Annotated in this window: 17 protein-coding genes and 6 tRNA genes; 22 read left to right on the top strand and 1 reads right to left on the bottom strand. The window is 48.9% G+C overall.

Annotation, left to right across the window (positions count from 1 at the left end):
- Positions 1-154: 154 nt before the first annotated feature.
- From FHS16_RS28845 to FHS16_RS28820, 6 genes are all read left to right on the top strand, one after another.
- A tRNA-Met gene (locus FHS16_RS28845) sits at positions 155-231 on the top strand.
- Positions 232-253: 22 nt separating this feature from the next.
- Positions 254-329, top strand: a tRNA-Val gene (locus FHS16_RS28840).
- A gap of 34 nt (positions 330-363) precedes the next feature.
- A tRNA-Asp gene (locus FHS16_RS28835) sits at positions 364-440 on the top strand.
- 16 nt (positions 441-456) lie between these two features.
- Positions 457-532 (top strand) — tRNA-Phe (locus FHS16_RS28830).
- A gap of 37 nt (positions 533-569) precedes the next feature.
- A tRNA-Tyr gene (locus tag FHS16_RS28825) sits at positions 570-654 on the top strand.
- A 15-nt stretch (positions 655-669) separates the two neighbouring features.
- Positions 670-745, top strand: a tRNA-Lys gene (locus FHS16_RS28820).
- A 150-nt stretch (positions 746-895) separates the two neighbouring features.
- Here FHS16_RS28820 and ssuE read toward each other — a convergent pair.
- Entirely contained in the window at positions 896-1447 is a 552-nt protein-coding gene (gene ssuE, locus FHS16_RS28815) for an NADPH-dependent FMN reductase (RefSeq protein WP_183570774.1), read from the bottom strand.
- Positions 1448-1629: 182 nt separating this feature from the next.
- Here ssuE and FHS16_RS28810 point away from each other — a divergent pair, with 182 nt between their 5' ends.
- The 16 genes from FHS16_RS28810 to FHS16_RS28735 all read left to right on the top strand — a co-directional run bounded on the left by FHS16_RS28810 (position 1630) and on the right by FHS16_RS28735 (position 17595).
- Positions 1630-2577: a glycosyltransferase family 4 protein gene (locus FHS16_RS28810; RefSeq protein ID WP_183570772.1), complete on the top strand. Its 948-nt coding sequence runs from the start codon at positions 1630-1632 to the stop codon at positions 2575-2577.
- A gap of 178 nt (positions 2578-2755) precedes the next feature.
- Positions 2756-3898 (top strand): PucR family transcriptional regulator, encoded by a 1143-nt coding sequence (locus FHS16_RS28805; RefSeq protein WP_183570770.1) that lies wholly within the window; start codon positions 2756-2758, stop codon positions 3896-3898.
- Positions 3899-3987: 89 nt separating this feature from the next.
- Complete coding sequence (locus FHS16_RS28800) at positions 3988-5109, top strand: ABC transporter ATP-binding protein (protein ID WP_183570767.1); 1122 nt, start codon at positions 3988-3990, stop codon at positions 5107-5109.
- Between the two features lie 175 nt (positions 5110-5284).
- Positions 5285-6223: an HPr(Ser) kinase/phosphatase gene (gene hprK, locus FHS16_RS28795; protein WP_183570765.1), complete on the top strand. Its 939-nt coding sequence runs from the start codon at positions 5285-5287 to the stop codon at positions 6221-6223.
- A 21-nt stretch (positions 6224-6244) separates the two neighbouring features.
- Positions 6245-7246 (top strand): prolipoprotein diacylglyceryl transferase, encoded by a 1002-nt coding sequence (lgt, locus tag FHS16_RS28790; RefSeq protein WP_183570763.1) that lies wholly within the window; start codon positions 6245-6247, stop codon positions 7244-7246.
- A 23-nt stretch (positions 7247-7269) separates the two neighbouring features.
- Complete coding sequence (ppaX, locus tag FHS16_RS28785) at positions 7270-7941, top strand: pyrophosphatase PpaX (RefSeq protein ID WP_183570761.1); 672 nt, start codon at positions 7270-7272, stop codon at positions 7939-7941.
- Positions 7928-8461 (top strand): acyltransferase, encoded by a 534-nt coding sequence (locus FHS16_RS28780; RefSeq protein ID WP_183570759.1) that lies wholly within the window; start codon positions 7928-7930, stop codon positions 8459-8461. The genes ppaX and FHS16_RS28780 overlap by 14 nt, the downstream gene beginning before the upstream one ends.
- A gap of 195 nt (positions 8462-8656) precedes the next feature.
- Positions 8657-9886, top strand: coding sequence for an ATP phosphoribosyltransferase regulatory subunit (locus FHS16_RS28775; protein ID WP_183570757.1), 1230 nt, complete (start codon positions 8657-8659; stop codon positions 9884-9886).
- Complete coding sequence (gene hisG / locus FHS16_RS28770) at positions 9883-10527, top strand: ATP phosphoribosyltransferase (protein WP_183570755.1); 645 nt, start codon at positions 9883-9885, stop codon at positions 10525-10527. The genes FHS16_RS28775 and hisG overlap by 4 nt, the downstream gene beginning before the upstream one ends.
- Positions 10528-10948: 421 nt before the next feature.
- The gene (gene hisD / locus FHS16_RS28765; protein WP_183570753.1) at positions 10949-12235 is read left to right on the top strand and encodes a histidinol dehydrogenase; all 1287 of its coding nucleotides are present in this window, start codon (positions 10949-10951) and stop codon (positions 12233-12235) included.
- A gap of 711 nt (positions 12236-12946) precedes the next feature.
- The gene (gene hisB / locus FHS16_RS28760) at positions 12947-13546 is read left to right on the top strand and encodes an imidazoleglycerol-phosphate dehydratase HisB (RefSeq protein WP_376769713.1); all 600 of its coding nucleotides are present in this window, start codon (positions 12947-12949) and stop codon (positions 13544-13546) included.
- A gap of 1 nt (position 13547) precedes the next feature.
- Positions 13548-14165, top strand: a complete 618-nt coding sequence (gene hisH / locus FHS16_RS28755) for an imidazole glycerol phosphate synthase subunit HisH (RefSeq protein WP_183570749.1) — start codon at positions 13548-13550, stop codon at positions 14163-14165.
- A 66-nt stretch (positions 14166-14231) separates the two neighbouring features.
- On the top strand, positions 14232-14990 hold the full coding sequence (gene hisF / locus FHS16_RS28750; protein ID WP_183570746.1) for an imidazole glycerol phosphate synthase subunit HisF: 759 nt from the start codon (positions 14232-14234) through the stop codon (positions 14988-14990).
- Entirely contained in the window at positions 14987-15679 is a 693-nt protein-coding gene (gene hisIE, locus FHS16_RS28745) for a bifunctional phosphoribosyl-AMP cyclohydrolase/phosphoribosyl-ATP diphosphatase HisIE (RefSeq protein WP_183570744.1), read from the top strand. The genes hisF and hisIE overlap by 4 nt, the downstream gene beginning before the upstream one ends.
- 43 nt (positions 15680-15722) lie before the next feature.
- Positions 15723-16529, top strand: coding sequence for a histidinol-phosphatase HisJ (gene hisJ, locus FHS16_RS28740; RefSeq protein WP_183570742.1), 807 nt, complete (start codon positions 15723-15725; stop codon positions 16527-16529).
- Between the two features lie 115 nt (positions 16530-16644).
- Positions 16645-17595 (top strand): ribose-phosphate diphosphokinase, encoded by a 951-nt coding sequence (locus FHS16_RS28735; RefSeq protein WP_183570740.1) that lies wholly within the window; start codon positions 16645-16647, stop codon positions 17593-17595.
- Positions 17596-17752: the final 157 nt, after the last annotated feature.

Raw genomic sequence — 17752 nt, 5'->3', positions numbered from 1 at the left:
ATCCTAAACACGTTTACTCGGACCCATACATCCGGTAGACAGCAGCAGTAAAGGTTCAGCAACCTTATCTTTCGTATCCAGTTTTCAGGGCGTAATGTTCTGACTTTGCATGCGTCCCCGAGCGCTGCATCGACAATGATTCGGGGACAAGCGTGGCGGTGTAGCTCAGCTGGCTAGAGCGTACGGTTCATACCCGTGAGGTCGGGGGTTCGATCCCCTTCGCCGCTACCATTACCTTTTTATCGTAACATCTGGAGGATTAGCTCAGCTGGGAGAGCATCTGCCTTACAAGCAGAGGGTCGGCGGTTCGATCCCGTCATCCTCCACCATATTTACTTATTCGGTTCCAGACCGAATCCACTTGGAGCTGTGGTGTAGTGGCCCAACATGCCTGCCTGTCACGCAGGAGACCGCGGGTTCGAATCCCGTCAGCTCCGCCATTTTTCTTTAAAGTAAGGCTCGGTAGCTCAGTCGGTAGAGCAGAGGACTGAAAATCCTCGTGTCGGCGGTTCGATTCCGTCCCGAGCCACCACTTTATTTTCTGAATAACGGGAAATAATTAATAGCATGGAGGATTAGTGAAGTGGCTAAACACGGCAGACTGTAAATCTGCTCTCTTCGAGTTCGGTGGTTCGAATCCATCATCCTCCACCAGTTTTTCTACATCATGAGTCATTAGCTCAGTTGGTAGAGCACCTGACTTTTAATCAGGGTGTCGTAGGTTCGAATCCTACATGACTCACCATTTTTTTTTAATCTAACATCGCAACCGGAGATCCTATGATCTTCGGTTTTTTTGATTTCATAAACGAGAAAAGGTGGACACCGAGGCGATAAAGCCTGCTGCGGTGTCCACCTTTTGTCATGCAATTATACATTTTTGCCGATCAATGATTTATTTATGACGAAGCTCAAGCTCGCGTGCCAACTCATTAACTGTTTCATTAAGACGCAGCGTTAGCTCCTCATTAATCTCGAATACGGGAGCTTCATTCGGCTCCTGCGTACGGTTGATTTGCGAATCTACAGCGTATACGCCGCTCACATAAACTTTGGCGCCCATGGATGCAAGCACGGGCTTAAGGGAATAGTCAATAGAGAGAAGATGCGCGATGGTGCCGCCAATAAACAGTGGAGCAATGATCTTATTATCGAGACCTTTTTGGGGAAGAAGATCCAGGAACGTTTTTAGAACGCCGGTAAAAGATGCCTTATATACGGGGCTTGCGATAATAACAGCATCTGCATTAGCAACAAGCTGGTTCGCTTCCACGATGGCTGGGCTACCGAAACGGGCATGGATAAGATCCTCAGCCGGCAGCGATACGACGGTAATCGTATCGACTGTTAGGTTAAGTTCTTTGAGCTGCCGTTCGACGTAATGGGTAATTCCGTTCAAACGTGATGAAGCATTCGGACTTCCGGAGATAATAACGATGTTCGGCATAGGTACGCTCCTCTTTGATAAGGTCAATAATAAAATTCATTAATCCGATAAGTAAACTTTGAATAAATTCTATCATGAATGCGGGTAACGGTCAAACAGACAAAAACGGTTTCTTGTATTTTATCGGTATAAGGGAACAATGTATACACGGAATCAAATATATAGATAAAGGGGTAGTTGCAATGATATACGGACTAGCGGCTTTCATTAGCTTTGCGATTGTGTTTGCAAGCGTACCACCGCTTCGGATTGTTGCGCTGCGCCTGGGCTTTGTTGATCGTCCTACTCAAAGGAAAATACATAATAAGCCGATTCCTCTTATGGGTGGAGCGGCTATTTTCGTTGGCTGCGTGATTGCCATGTTTGTATGTATTGGATTTACCCCGCTAACGTGGACCATTGTCTCCGGAGGTATTGTCCTTGTCATTGTGGGTCTGCTTGATGATGCTTCAAAAGCGAAAGGAAAGGAATTCCCCGTATGGCCGCGCGTTATCCTTTACTTGGGAGCAGCGTCGATTCCGACTTTATTCCATATCCATATCGCAGGAATTGCAAATCCAATTACAGGTTTGTTTATTTCCTTTCCAGATTGGTTGTCTTGGCTGACAACGATGATATGGGTATTCGCTTTAATCAATATGATCAATTTTATTGATGGTGTTGATGGTCTTGCTTCAGGGGTATGCACGCTATCTGCCCTTACGCTGTTGATTGTTGCTCTAATTAAAGGGCAGCCCAGTACAGCCATTCTTGCAATCATTGTTGCGGGAGCCTGCTTTGGCTTTCTTGTACATAATTTCTATCCAGCGCGCATATTCATGGGCGATGCGGGTGCAACCTTTCTAGGCTTCACGTTAGCGGTTATCGCGGTTGATGGAACGTTTAAAAAAGCGACATTCATTACGCTCCTTGTACCGCTTCTTGCGCTTGGCCTGCCTATATTCGATACGATCTACGTTATGATCCGGAGACTGATAAGCGGTAAAGGTTTGCATCGTGCAGACAAGCTGCATACGCACCACCTATTAATGAAATGGGGACTTAGTCAGGTGCAGACTGTTTCATTCCTTTATTTGATTGCAGCGCTGTTTGCTCTGCTCTCCATTATTCTTTTACTTGCGATAAGCTGAATTAAACAAGCCTATGTGGTACAATGACGGGAAAAAGCGATATTCTAACGAGTCGTTGGAAAAGCTTTTTTACACATTAATCCGCTTATATGGAGCTGCTAATCATCGTTCGCGCGGTTTCCTGCAACAGGAGGATGCCGCATAGCCGCTAACGCTTGTGGAGATTGGAGATAGAGAAATGAGCACGACAGACTGGTTGAAACCACTGGAGCACATTTTGAACTGTCCGGTACATGCTGTTTCGAGATCGATAGCGGAGTGGAATGATCTAATAAGCAACGCTGACGAACTATGGCTAGGCGAGCACTCGACGCCTTCACCCATAGAAGGCCAGCGCGTAGAGAAGGATAATAAAACGTGGATCGTTATTTCATCTAATGAATATGAGGTAAACCTGCTTGAATTGGAAGGCTCTGCACTTCAAGCTACGGAGAAGGAACTGATAAGCTGGACACTGCAATTGAATAGGGGAACGGTAGCTGAGAAGAGAAGCGCGGCTCTCTCGGAGACGGAAAGACAAGCAATGAAGCTTAGCGATTGGATTCAAAAGCAATTGGAAGCGGATGAGCCTGCTTACTCCTTACCTGATCATTTAACGGTCGGCAGCCGGTTGTTTAATGAAATGATTCCTTTTTTGCTCGTTACCGAGCAGCCGGGTACGCAGCAAGCTACTTACGCCGATCTGGAGAAGCTGCTTCGCTCCTTTATGTCGGATGACATACTACTTATACCGCTTAAAAGTCAGGAATGGCTCATTTGGGGTTCAATGTCACTATTAAGAGATGAGGATTCTGACGCTTTCGAGGAGCAGGAGGAGGAATCCCTTGAAGAGAGTCTTGCTTCAATCGGTCTTGGCCTGCATGAGATGCTTGCCAGCGAGTGGATTGGAGAATGCCATTTGGCTGTCGCCCATCCAGCGTCACCGGCTAAAGGTATCATTGAAACGACAATGCTTCTAAGGGAAACGATAAATCTGGGCCGCAAATTTCATGTCGGAAGAAACATTCATTTGCCGTGGATGCTGCAGCTGGAGCGCTTATTAAATGCGATTCCTGAGCTGCAGCGCGCCAAATATTTGGAGCAGTCTCTAAAAAGAGCCGATTTGTTCGTGGAGTCTGAAATGCTAAGCACGCTTGAAACCTTTTTCACACTCGACTGCAATGTCAGCGAAACAGCTAAGAAATTATATATTCATCGCAATACGTTATTATATCGCTTAGACAAGCTTAAACAGGAAACGGGATTGGATGTACGACAGTTCAGAGATGCCGTTCTAGTTAAAATTATATTGCTATTGTACAAAGTTACGAAAAGAAATTAGTTTTTTTGTAAAGTATGTGCATAGTCACAAGCTCCTCTGTGGGATAAGATATAGGCATATCGAAATTTCTTTCTAGGGGGAAAATTATCATGGCAGGCGTACGTTTAGAAGGCATTTACAAAAAATACCCGGGTACTGACAAAGCATCGGTTACTGACGTTAACTTAGATATTAAAGACAAAGAGTTTCTCGTATTGGTCGGACCATCAGGTTGCGGTAAATCGACAACTCTTCGTATGATTGCAGGCCTTGAAGAAATTTCCGAAGGCAAATTGTTCATCGGCGACCGCCTTGTGAACGACGTTGCTCCTAAAGACCGCGACATCGCGATGGTATTCCAATCCTACGCGTTGTACCCGCACATGAACGTATACCAAAACATGGCCTTCGGCCTTAAACTTCGTAAATTCAAAAAAGCAGACATCGACAAACGTGTTCGTGAAGCTGCTAAAATTCTAGATATCGAGCATTTGCTTGACCGTAAGCCAAAAGCGCTTTCCGGTGGTCAACGCCAACGTGTCGCGCTAGGACGCGCAATCGTTCGTGAGCCGCAAGTATTCTTGATGGATGAGCCGCTTTCCAACTTGGACGCGAAACTTCGTGGACAAATGCGCGCGGAAATCAGCAAGCTTACAAAACGTCTTGAAACAACAACAATCTATGTAACGCATGACCAAATCGAAGCAATGACAATGGGTGACCGTATCGTTGTTATGAAAGACGGTTTCATTCAACAAACGGCTTCTCCAGAAGAGCTTTACAACCACCCGGTAAATATCTTCGTAGCAGGCTTTATCGGCGCTCCTTCGATGAACTTTATCAGTGGTTCCCTGACAGAACAAGGCGGCGCGCTTCGCTTCAAAGCAAGCGGCGTAGACGTAGTTGTTCCTGAAGGCAAAGCGGCATCACTTCGCTCAAAAGGTTACATCGGCAAAGAAGTTGTTCTGGGTATTCGTCCAGAGGATCTTCATGAAGAGCCAGTTTTCCTTGAAGCATCGCCACAAACAATCGTTAACGCGAACGTAGAAGTTGCTGAAAACCTTGGTCACGAAATGTACCTATACCTGAACGGTATCGGCACAGACACGGTTATCGCACGTGTTGACGGCCGCTCAGGTCTACGTGATGGCACAAGCGTTAAGCTTGCGCTTGACATGAACAAAGTACATTTGTTCGACAAAGCTACTGAACTTAACATTTTCGAAGCTTAATAAATAGTATGGAGAAAGAACGGTCGGACTATCCGGCTGTTCTTTTTTTGTATTGCTAGGTAACGGCGCAGACAAGTGGGTCAAACGTTGCGTTCGAAGGCGTTTTCCTTTACGATGAAGACATTGAAAAAACATACATACACTTACACAGTTGTCATATGAGGGAGGCTAAGCGATGCCGAAGAAAGTGAAAGTATCTGAACTCGTCAAGCAGTTTCAGCTTGAAATTATTGCTGGCGAGGATGGAATGAAGCGTGTAATTACGGTAGATGATTTATATCGGCCGGGTCTAGAAATGGCTGGTTATTTCCATTACCATCCGAGTGAGCGTGTTCAGCTGCTGGGCAGGACGGAAATTTCGTTTTTGAATATGCTTGGAAGCGAAGAGCGGAAGGACCGGATGGTTCGGCTTTGTAACGAGGATACGCCTTGCATCATTCTGACTAGAGGACTGGAAGCGCCTCACGAGCTTGTAGAACAATGCAACGAAATTCAAATTCCGCTCCTCCGCAGCCAGATTGCGACAACTATTCTCTCAAGCCGAATCACGGATTTTCTTGAAAGAAAGCTAGCTCCTACTGCAACTATTCACGGCGTACTTGTTGACGTTTATGGCGTCGGCATGCTTATTACGGGCGGCAGCGGCATTGGTAAAAGCGAAACAGCGCTGGAGCTTGTTAAACGCGGACATCGTCTTGTCGCTGATGATGCGGTAGAGCTCATGCAAACCTCTGACTCTCAGCTGCATGGCAGTGCACCGGAGCTTATTAGGCATTTGCTTGAGATTAGAGGCCTCGGCATCATTAATGTCATGACTTTATTCGGAGCAGGTGCAGTACGGACTCAGAAGCGCATTGGTCTTGTCATTAAACTGGAAAATTGGCAGCAGGACAAGCAATATGACCGCTTAGGCCTAGACGAGGAAACAACTCGCATTATCGACACCGATGTCCCGCTTGTGACGGTACCCGTACGTCCCGGACGGAACTTAGCAGTTATTATCGAAGTAGCAGCCATGAATTTCCGTCTGAAACGGATGGGCTACAATGCCGCGCTGCAATTCACGAATAAACTTACGGAAACGATTGCCGACGATATGGATGAATATGATTGAATCTAAAGGGGATATAAAAGAATGAAGACATTGTTATTGAATCCAATCGCCTTCAGCCTAGGATCAATTGAAGTGCATTGGTACGGCATTATTCTAGGAACAGCAGCTCTCGTTGGGTTGCTGCTCGCTGTGCAAGAAGGCAAGCGCTTCGGCATTAAACCTGATTTGTTTATGGATTTGCTGCTTCTAGGCGTTCCATCTGCGATCATTGGCGCAAGGATTTATTACGTAGCGTTCAAATGGGATGATTACAAAGGCAATTTGATTGACGTATTTAAAATTTGGAATGGCGGAATCGCCATCTACGGTGCCATTATCGGAGCCTTTATTTGCGGCTTCTTTTATTTCCGCTATAAAGGCTACAAGTTTTGGCGACTTGTCGATATTACAATTCCGGGTATGCTTGTCGGACAGATGATCGGACGCTGGGGCAACTTCATGAACCAGGAGGCTTACGGCGGTGAGGTAAGTGAAGACTTCCTGCGTAATTCGCTTCATCTGCCATCCTTTATCGTCGATCAAATGCTCGTTGAAGGCGTATATCGTCATCCTGCGTTTTTATATGAATCCATATGGAGCTTGGTTGGACTTGTTGTGTTGTTCGTATTGCGCCGTCAACGGTTTTTGCGCGCGGGCGAGCTTACGGCTACCTATTTCATCTGGTATTCCATCGGTCGGTTCTTTATTGAAGCGCTTCGTACCGACAGCTTGGCCTTTAGAGGGCCATCATGGCTTGCTTCGTTTATCGATGGCTTATGGACGCCGATGGAGGTTCTATTCAAGCAGGGATATCTAGATCCGGCTTATGGGAATATTAGAATTTCGCAGGCACTGGCTTTGATTCTTATTGTAGGTGCTATCCTGTTCATCATTATACGAAGGAAGAAGGGTTATGCTTCCGCGTATTATCTCGACCCGGTTACGACAAGCAAACCAGAACGCAACGGCGGCAATGACGCAACGATCACAAGCATTCCCGATTCCAAAGGTACAAAAAAAGAAAATGAAAACAGCAAACCTTAAGTGTTATTCAAGGAGGCATACACATGACGGGCATGATCAAAACGATGCTGTTCGATCTGGACGGCACCATTATCGACACCAATGAGCTCATCATCCGCTCGTTCATAGAATCGCTGCAGGGCGTAACGGCTGAAGGCTTCGGCAGGGAGCATATTATTCCAAGCATGGGACAACCGTTAACCGACCAGATGAAGCTTTTTTCGGGCTTAGATGATGTTACTCAATTAGTTGCAGCTTACCGTGAAGTGAATTTGCGGCTTCATGACGAATATGTGAAGCCATTCTCCTATGTGAATGAGGTCATTGAGCGCTTGCATAAGCAAGGGATTCAAATCGGTGTCGTTACGACCAAAATGAGATTAACGACAGAGCGCGGCTTGAGATATGTTGGCTTGTATGACTATGTGGATGCCATCGTCACAATCGACGATGTCGTTAATCCGAAGCCGCATGCGGAGCCAGTTAGCAAGGCCATTGGTTTGCTCGGCGCCGATCCGGCGACGACCATGATGGTTGGCGACAGCATCGTAGACATCGAATCGGCACTTGCTGCGGGAGCTTTGGCGATAGGAGTAGCTTGGTCGTTGAAAGGCGAGCAGAAGCTGAAGGAAGCAGGTGCGCATGCTGTCATCCATGACATGCGTGATCTTTATTCATATGCAGGAATGGAGCGGGAGACGCTTGCGCAAAGTTGATCGATATCCAGTGGAAGGACCAAACGCGCTGTGGCAGGTGTATACAACGGTAAGCCGGATCAAATCGGTACGTAACTTTATCTTTATCCAGCTAGCGCGATATTGCCCAATCCTTCCCCTTAAAAATTGGATTTACCGCCGAGTGCTCGGCATGAAGGTTGGCGAGCACACCGCTTTTGCGTTGATGGTTATGGTAGATGTTTTCTTCCCAGAACGCATATCGGTTGGCAATAATACAATTATCGGATATAATACAACAATTCTGACTCATGAGTATTTGATCAAGGAATATCGTTTGGGTCATGTTTCCATCGGCTCCCATGTGATGATAGGCGCCAATACGACCATATTGCCAGGCGTGACGATCGGCGATCACGCAGTTGTGGCGGCAGGCTCTGTCGTTCATAAGGATGTCCCTGCTTATGCGTTTGTAGGCGGCAATCCGATGCGTGAGATCAAGCGGAAAGATATCGTTATGCCGAGCGACTATGACGAGAGTGCGCGCAATTTATTGAACTAATGAGCCTTGAAAAGCTTCGTCCGCGCGAGCTCATCTCGCAGCTGGACGAAGCTTTATTTTTGGGGGATTATATCGCCCTTATCCGGTTGACGGAAATAAGCCATTCATGCTAATATTACGACTAGACCCTTTAATTTGTTAGCATGGTAACATGGTATCGCTTTAAACAACTAAAGTAAACGAAGGTGAACTTATATGTCTAAACCAAAAGTGTTCGAGAAGCCGATAGGCGTTAAAGATTATCTACCAGGCGCAGTTGCTAAGCTGCGTCATATTGAACGTGATGTACTGACCTGCATGCAGAGCTGGGGCTACGAGCAAATTATCACCCCAACAATGGAATATTACGATACAGTAGGCGTTGCAAGCTCTACCTCGGATCAGAAGCTGTTTAAGCTTCTAAATAACCGTGGAACGACGCTTGTTCTACGCTCCGATATGACGGCGCCGATCGCTCGCGTCGTGTCTTCCTTATTGAAACAAGCGGATTTCCCGCAACGATTGTCCTACCATTCGAATGTGTTCCGTGCCATTGAAGAGGAAGCTGGCCGTGAGGCGGAATTTTTTCAAACAGGCGTGGAGCTAGTCGGAGATTCGTCGGCGGAGGCAGATGCAGAGGTCGTTGCACTGGCTATCGCATCGCTAAAGGCTGCTGGCGTGGAACGATTCAAAATTGCTATTGGGCATGTTGGTTTTCTTAACGGTTTAATGGAGGAGTCGCTTCCTGGACGCAAGGATGCACAAGAGCAACTGAAGGGCTGCTTGCTTGGACGGGACTTTGTCGGTTATCGGGAGCAGCTGCGCAAGCTTGCTCTCGAAGAGACGGTGCAGCAAGAGCTAGAGGGCGTGTTGCGGCTGCGCGGCGGTCAGGAAATATGCGAGCAGGCGCTGCAGCTTAATGTAGATGAGCACGCTCGCGCATCCATTAGCCATTTGTGCGAGATTTGGGATGTTTTGAAGGCGTACGGCGTGTGTGAGCATGTGCTTATCGACCTGACGATGATTGGCGATTTTTCTTATTATACAGGTATGACCTTTGAAGGTTATGCCGCGGATTTGGGTTTCCCTGTTGTGAGCGGCGGTCGTTACGATAATCTGCTGGCGCAATTCGGCAGACCGGCTCCGGCAACGGGCTTTGCTCTTAAGACGACGCGTATACTGGAGCTGCTTGGAGACAACGCAGAGAATGAGATCGATCGTACCCTCGTCGTCTACAACTCGGATGGCCGAGGAGAAGCGCTTGTCAAAGCGCAGGAGCTGCGTGCAGAGGGCGTTAACGTCGTTACGGAGCGTTTAAATGAAGCAAGCAGCGTATTGGATCAAGCAAGGAGCCTGAACCAGAGCTCTTTCACCTATAAAGGTGTAGCGTACACAGCATTGCTGTCGTATGACGGAAACGGAATTAAAGGAGGCAGCGCCACATGAGCGGACAGACAAAGGATATATTGAAGGTGGCGATGCCGAAAGGCCGGATCTACAAGGTGGCATCGAAGCTGTTCCGCGAAGCCGGATTACCGATCCCAAGCGATTTCGACGACACTCGCAAGCTGATTATCGAGCTGCCTGAGGTAGGCATGGAATTCATTATGGCGAAGCCGGTGGACGTTCCAACTTATGTCGAATACGGCGTGGCGGATATCGGCATCGTCGGCAAGGATGTGCTGATGGAGGAAAACAAGGATGTTTACGAGCTGCTGGATCTTGGGATCGCCAAGTGCCGGATGTCCGTGATCGGTCTGCCGGACTGGAAGCCGACCATGAATCCTCGCGTTGCAACCAAGTATCCAAGCGTAGCTTCAGCATACTTCCGGGAGCTTGGGCAGCAGGTAGAGGTCATTAAGCTGAATGGCTCGATTGAGCTGGCACCGATGATCGGCCTTGCTGATCGCATTGTCGATATGGTGGAAACGGGTCAAACGCTTCGCGAGAACGGGCTTGTGGAGATGGAGTCTATCTTCGGTATTACAAGCCGTTTGATTGCGAACCGCGTGAGCTACCGGATGAAAAACGATGTGATTCAAGGCCTGTGTGATCGCTTGCAGGCGACGCTGGCTAAACGAGAATAAGCGCTGCTTTGGCGCTGCGAGGAATATATTGCTTTGAATCTATGAAGAGAAAAGCGTCTATATGGCGTTTGGAGTTATATAGGGCTTTGAGTGTAAGAAGAGGAAGAGAAAAGCGTCTATATGGCGCTTGGAGTTATATAGGGCTTTGAGTGTGAGAAGAGGAAGAGAAAAGCGTGTATATAGCGCTTTGAGTTATCTAGAGCTTAGAGTGTGAGAAGAGGAAGAGAAAGGCGTCTATATGGCGCTTGGAGTTATCTAAAGCTTTGAGTGTTAGAAGAGGAAGAGAAAAGCGTCTATATGGCGTTTGGAGTTATATAGGGCTTTGAGTGTTAGTAGAGGAAGAGGGAAGTGCAAGCTTCGCGCCCTGAGCAATATAAGGCTAATGAAAACGTTTGAAGAGTATGAGGAAGGAGTGGATAATATGCGTATTATGCGTGCAGAGGAATTTGGATTGAAGCGCGAGGTGGAGTATGGAACACCGGAGCAAAATGAATCGGCCTTGAGGATCGTCGCAGACGTAAAGGCTGAGGGGGATGCGGCGCTGCTGAGGTATACGGAGCAGCATGACCGGGTTAAGCTGGACGCGGCATCGCTGCGCGTGACGCAGGAGGAGATTCAAGCGGCATACGGGAAGGTCGACGCTGATTTTCTGGCGGCGATTCGCGAAGCAGCCGTGAATGTGCGGGTGTTCCACGAGAAGCAAATGCGGACCTCGTGGATGGATCTGCAGCAGGACGGAACGCTGCTCGGGCAGATTATGCGACCGCTGAAGCGGGTCGGCGTATACGTGCCCGGAGGCAAGGCGGCTTATCCGTCGTCCGTGCTGATGAATGTAATTCCGGCACAGGTGGCCGGCGTGCCGGAGATTGTCATGGTGACGCCCCCTGCAACCGGCGGCACTGCGGGTATCGACCCGTATATTCTCGTTGCCGCCGCGGAGGCGGGCGTCAAGGAGATGTACCGGGTCGGCGGGGCTCAGGCCATTGCCGCGCTTGCGTACGGCACGGACAGCATTGCTCCGGTCGATAAAATATGCGGACCGGGCAACATTTACGTGGCGCTGGCTAAGCGCGCCGTATTCGGCGCCGTCGATATCGACAGCATCGCCGGGCCAAGTGAGATCGTCGTGCTTGCCGACGATTCAGCCGATCCCGCGTACGTAGCCGCGGATCTGTTGTCGCAGGCCGAGCACGATGAGATGGCGTCGGCGATACTCGTTACGCCGTCGCAGCAGCTTGCTGAGGCGGTTGCTGCGGAGGTGGAGCGTCAGCTGTCTACGCTTCCGCGCCAGGACATCGCGCGCAGCTCGATAGACAGCTATGGCGCCGTGCTGCTCGTCGATTCGCTGGAAGCAGGCATCGACGTCGTCAATCAGCTAGCGCCTGAGCATCTTGAGGTGCTGACGGTTGATCCTATGCGCCTCCTTGGCTATATCCAGAACGCAGGCGCAATTTTCCTCGGGCCGTATAGCTCGGAGCCGGTTGGGGATTATTTTGCAGGACCGAATCACATCATTCCCACGAACGGTACAGCCCGGTTCTCGTCCCCAGTGAATGTGGATGACTTCTTGAAGAAATCGAGCCTTATCTATTACAGCAAGCAAGCACTCTTAGCCAATGGCGAGAAAATCATGACCCTAGCGCGCCATGAAGGGCTTGAGGGGCACGCTCGCGCGATTGGAATTCGTTTAGAGAAAGAGCGCGAATAATACACGGTCATCGTTAAAAATAGATTGCCTCGGATGCTCGTGTATGATTTGTTACGTTGCAGTAAATGCAATGGAAACCTAACATGGCAAGCAGTTTTAGTAGCTACATTGCATTTACTGCAATATAAACGAACTCTAAAGCAGGTAATCAGCAAAAACAGTGATTTCTATTGCACAAACTGCAACGTAGCGTTTGAAAGGCAGCAGCATAGTCGATTCTATTGCACAAACTGCAACGTAGCACTTGAATGGTAGCAGAGTAGTCGATTCTATTGTGCGCAAACTGCAACGTAGCACTTGAATGGTAGCAGCAAAGTCGCTTCTATTGCACAAACTGCAACGTAGCACTTGAATGGTAGCGGCAAAGTCGATTCTATTGCACAAACTAAACTGCAACGTAGCAACGGAAAGCTGGTAGCAAAGCGGTTACTGTTGCACAAACATTTTCTTGAAATTCACATATTGAATTATTGTGTAAGATAGTCACGTTGCAGTAAATGCATTGGAAACCTGACAAGGCATGCAGTTTACGGAGCTACATTGCATTTCCTGCAATAGAAACGAACTTTAAAGCAGGATAACAGCAGAAATAGTGATTTATATTGCACAAACATTTTCTTGAAATTCACATAAACAAAAAACAAAAAACAAAAAACAAAAAACAAAAATTAACCTCTAAATCAAACATAAATGCAGAAAGAAGGAATGAAAGTGTCGGAAAATCGGGTACGCGAAGCATCGGTAGCACGCAAGACGAATGAGACGGATATTAAGCTTACATTTGCAGTAGATGGAACGGGAGAGACGAAAATCGAAACGGACGTGCCGTTCCTGAACCATATGCTTGATTTGTTTACGAAGCACGGCCAGTTCAACCTGGAGCTTGAAGCGCGCGGAGATATTGACATTGATGATCACCATACGGTGGAGGATATCGGCATTTGCATCGGCCAGACACTTCGCGAGGCGCTGGGCGACAAACGCGGGATCAAACGTTATGCCAGCGTATTCGTACCAATGGATGAGGCGCTTGCACAGGTTATTATCGACGTGAGCAATCGTCCGCACTTCGAATACCGTGCAGAGTATCCTTCTGCGCAGGTAGGCAGCTTCTCTACGGAGCTTGTTCATGAGTTTCTTTGGAAGCTGGCACTGGAGTCCCGCATTACGCTCCACGTCATTGTGCACTACGGCAAAAACACGCATCATATGATTGAGGCGGTATTCAAAGCGCTTGGACGTGCGCTGGACGAAGCGACGAGCATTGACCCGCGCGTGCAAGGAGTACCTTCGACGAAGGGAGTGCTATAGCATGATCGCGATTATCGATTACGGCATGGGCAATCTGCACAGCGTAAGCAAAGCGGTAGAGCGTCTAGGCTACGAGGCGGTTATTACCGATGACCCACAAACGATTGCGGCTGCAGCAGGTGCAATCCTGCCGGGCGTTGGGGCTTTCGGCGACGCGATGCAAAATCTGCGTGAGACGAAGCTCGACGAGGTGGCGAAAGCATACGCTGCATCAGGGAAGCCGATGCTCGGCATTTGCCTCGGCATGCAGCTGCTATTCACTGCGAGTGAGGAATACGGCATGCATGAGGGGCTGAATCTTTTGCCGGGCAAGGTCGTGCGCTTCGCGGGTGATTACAAAATTCCGCATATGGGCTGGAACAAGCTGTCGTTCCTTCAAGAGCAATCGCCACTATTTAATGGGTTGACTGAAGGCCATGTCTATTTTGTCCACTCCTTCCATGCGAAGGTAGAGCAGGCCTCCGATCTGCTTGCGACTACGGACTATTACCAGCAGGTAACGGCAATTGTCGGCCGCGGCAACGTATTCGGCATGCAGTTCCATCCCGAAAAAAGCGGAGACCTGGGTATGCAGCTGCTAGGCAGCTTCCTTGCGCTAACGGAAAGCGTGCAGTCATAATCTCGTTATTTATACGATGGAAGATATAGAAGAAGCCCGTTTAACGGGAACAAAGGAGAGGGAAACATGCTGGCGAAGCGTATTATTCCATGCCTGGACGTGAAGGATGGCCGCGTTGTGAAAGGCGTGAACTTCGTAAACCTCCGCGATGCTGGAGATCCTGTCGAGCTTGCGGCTACCTATGACAAGGAAGGCGCAGATGAGCTTATCTTTTTGGACATCTCAGCTTCGGTGGAAGGCCGAGCAACGATGATCGAGGTTGTTAAACGGACGGCTGGCGAAATCACGATTCCGTTCACGGTAGGCGGAGGCATTTCCCATGTCGATGACATGAAGCGGCTGCTGCGTGCGGGCGCTGACAAAATCGGCATCAATACGGCAGCCGTCGTTAATCCTGCGCTTGTGCAGGAGGGATCGCGCAAATTCGGCTCGCAGTGCATTGTAGTTGCCATTGACGCAAAGTTTAATGCGGAATGGGGCGAGTGGGAGGTTTATACACATGGCGGGCGCAAAACAACGGGCATCAAGGCTCTGGAATGGGCGCGCGAGGTTGAGCGTCTGGGAGCGGGTGAAATTTTGCTGACGAGCATGGATGCCGACGGAACGAAGGATGGCTTCGATATTAAGCTGACCAAAGCGGTTTCGGAATCGCTGGGCATTCCGGTTATCGCTTCAGGCGGAGCGGGAAGAATCGAACATTTCAATGATGTATTCAAGCAAGCTAATGCAGATGCTGCGCTTGCAGCTACGATTTTCCACTATAAAGAAATGACGATCCGTGAAGTGAAAGACGATTTGCGGTTAAAGGGAGTAGAAGTACGATGACGGAATCCAATTCAAACGATCTGATCTCAAGCATTAAATGGGATGAAGCTGGGCTCGTTCCTGCAATCGTGCAGGATGCGCAAAGCAAAGAAGTGCTTATGATGGCATACATGAGCAAGGAGTCGCTGCAGCTGTCGGTAGAATCGGGCGTGACTTGGTTCTGGAGCCGGTCGCGCAATGAGCTTTGGAATAAAGGCGCGACAAGCGGACATACGCAGCGCATTGTCTCTTTGGCTTACGATTGCGATGGCGACACACTTCTGCTTAAGGTGGAGCAAGTAGGCCCAGCCTGCCATACGGGACGCTACAGCTGCTTCTTCAACAACGTTGAGGTGAGTGGAAACACAGCAGCTTCCACAAGCGATGCAGCACCGGCCGCGGACCGCTTCGGCACGCTGGGACAGCTGGAAGGCACGATAGCAGAACGTTATGCAGAACGCCCTGAGGGCTCTTATACGTCTTATTTGTTTGACAAAGGCGTGGACAAAATTTTGAAAAAGGTCGGCGAGGAAGCATCCGAGGTCATTATCGCCGCCAAAAATAAAGACAACGACGAGCTGAGAAGCGAAGTCGGCGATCTGATTTTCCACTTGATGGTGCTGCTTCGCGAGAGAGGGCTGCCGCTTGATGATGTAATCAGCGAAATCCATAGCCGCCATGGGAAAAAGACAACGAACAAAATGAGATAGCGAACGCATATCTCCAAATTACGATAGAAAGGCCGGTACGCACATGTTTATCGATTACCATACCCATCATGCCCGCTGCGGCCACGCCGTAGGCGAGCTGGAGGAATACGTACGGAAGGGAATAGAGATCGGACTCGTGCAGCTCGGCCTTTCCGATCATATGCCGCTGCTCCACGTTGACCCTGCTTCGTATTATCCGGAGATGGCCATGCCCATGGATGAGCTGCCACGTTACGTAGAGGAATGCCTTGCGCTCAAGGAAAAGTACAAGGGTCAGATCGACATTCGGGTAGGCCTGGAGGGCGATTATATTGAGGGCTGTGAGCAGCAGATCGAAGCGATCGTCAAAGCTTACCCTTGGGATTACGTCATTGGATCCGTTCACTTTCTAGGCGAATGGGACATTACCGATTTCCGGCAAACGGCAGGATGGGAAGGCCGTGACCGCATGGCGGTTTACGAGCAGTATTACGCAGCTGTAGGAAAAGCGGCGGCGAGCGGCTTTTATGATTACATTGGGCATATTGACGTAATCAAACGCTTCGGCTACAAGCCGGAGGAGGATGTGACCCACTTGGAGAATGCTGCGCTTCAAGCGGTCAAGCGGAGCGGGATGGCCATTGAGCTTAACGCATCGGGGCTGCGCACGCCTGCAGCAGAGATGTTTCCAAGCCGCAGGATGCTCGAATATGCGCTTGAGCTAGGCATTCCGCTCACCGTAGGATCGGATGCCCATCAGCCTGAAAGGCTGGGTCAATACTTGGATCAAGCCTACTCCGTACTGAGAGAAGTTGGATATAAGCAGCTGGCGACATTTAATTGTCGAAAATTAGTGATGATTGATTTTTGAAATATCGTAAATTACATGTATAATATAGAAGATCAAACAAGCTTTGTCGAATGATCCGACAAGGACGAGTACTTGTTCCGTAAAATTAATTGGTTTTAACGCTCAGGAGGGTATCATGTTAAGCGACAAGGTGCGTATTTTTTCGGGTTCGTCTAATCCGGTATTGGCTCAGAAAATTAGTGCAGAGCTTGGTCTGACGTTAGGCGCGATCAAGATGTCCCGTTTCAAAAGCGGTGAGATTTATGTGCATTACGAGGAAACGATTCGGAATTGTGATGTATTTCTCGTGCAATCGTTCTCGCATCCGATCAACGAGCATTTTGTCGAATTGCTCGTTATGATTGACGCGGCGAAGCGTGCATCCGCAAGAACGGTCAACATCATCATGCCGTATTACGGCTATGCGCGCCAGGAGCGCAAAGCAGCGCCACGGGAGCCGATTTCAGCAAAAATGCTGGCGGATGTGCTCACGACTGTTGGAGCGAACCGCGTAATCACAATCGACCTACATGCTCCAGCTATTCAAGGCTTCTTCAACATTCCGGTCGATCATATGACGGCGCTTGATCTCATCAGCGATTACTTGAAGACAAAGAACATCAAGAACCCGGTTGTCGTATCGCCGGATGCAGGACGTGCTTCAACCGCAGAGAAGCTTGCGAACTACCTGGATACATCGTTTGCGATTATGATCAAGAAACGCCCAGCGCACAATGAATCGGTTATTACACACGTAATCGGGGATGTCGAAGGTCAGACGCCTATCATTATTGAGGATCTGATTGATACGGGCTCAACCATCGTAAACGTTGTGGAGGGCTTGAAGGAGCGCGGCGCCGAGGACGTATACGTATGCGCAACGCACCCGCTATTCTCCGGCTCAGCCATTGAGCGTTTGGATCATCCTAATATTAAAGAGGTTATCGTTACGGACTCCATCAGCTTGCCGGAATCAACGCCGGAACGCTTCAAGGTGCTATCGGTTGCCCCTCTGCTTGCAGAAGCAACACGCATCATTTTGGAGGGCGGCTCCATCAGTACTCTGTTCAAAAACAACGGCGTATAAACGCTCATTCAGGTATGCCGATTGCATGAAATGAATAGCAAGGACGCGGGAAATCGCGGGTGGCGTATTTGCTGTCCGCGATTTTCCCACATATTCTTTCATGTTCTCAAAGGTATGGCTATGGTATAATCGTAGAAAATCGGAAGTAACGGGAGGT

This window comes from Paenibacillus endophyticus (assembly GCF_014192395.1).
In the GTDB taxonomy this organism is placed as follows: domain Bacteria; phylum Bacillota; class Bacilli; order Paenibacillales; family Paenibacillaceae; genus Pristimantibacillus; species Pristimantibacillus endophyticus.
Note: the sequence above shows the minus strand (reverse complement) of the source record. Positions and strands in the feature narration are given on the sequence as shown.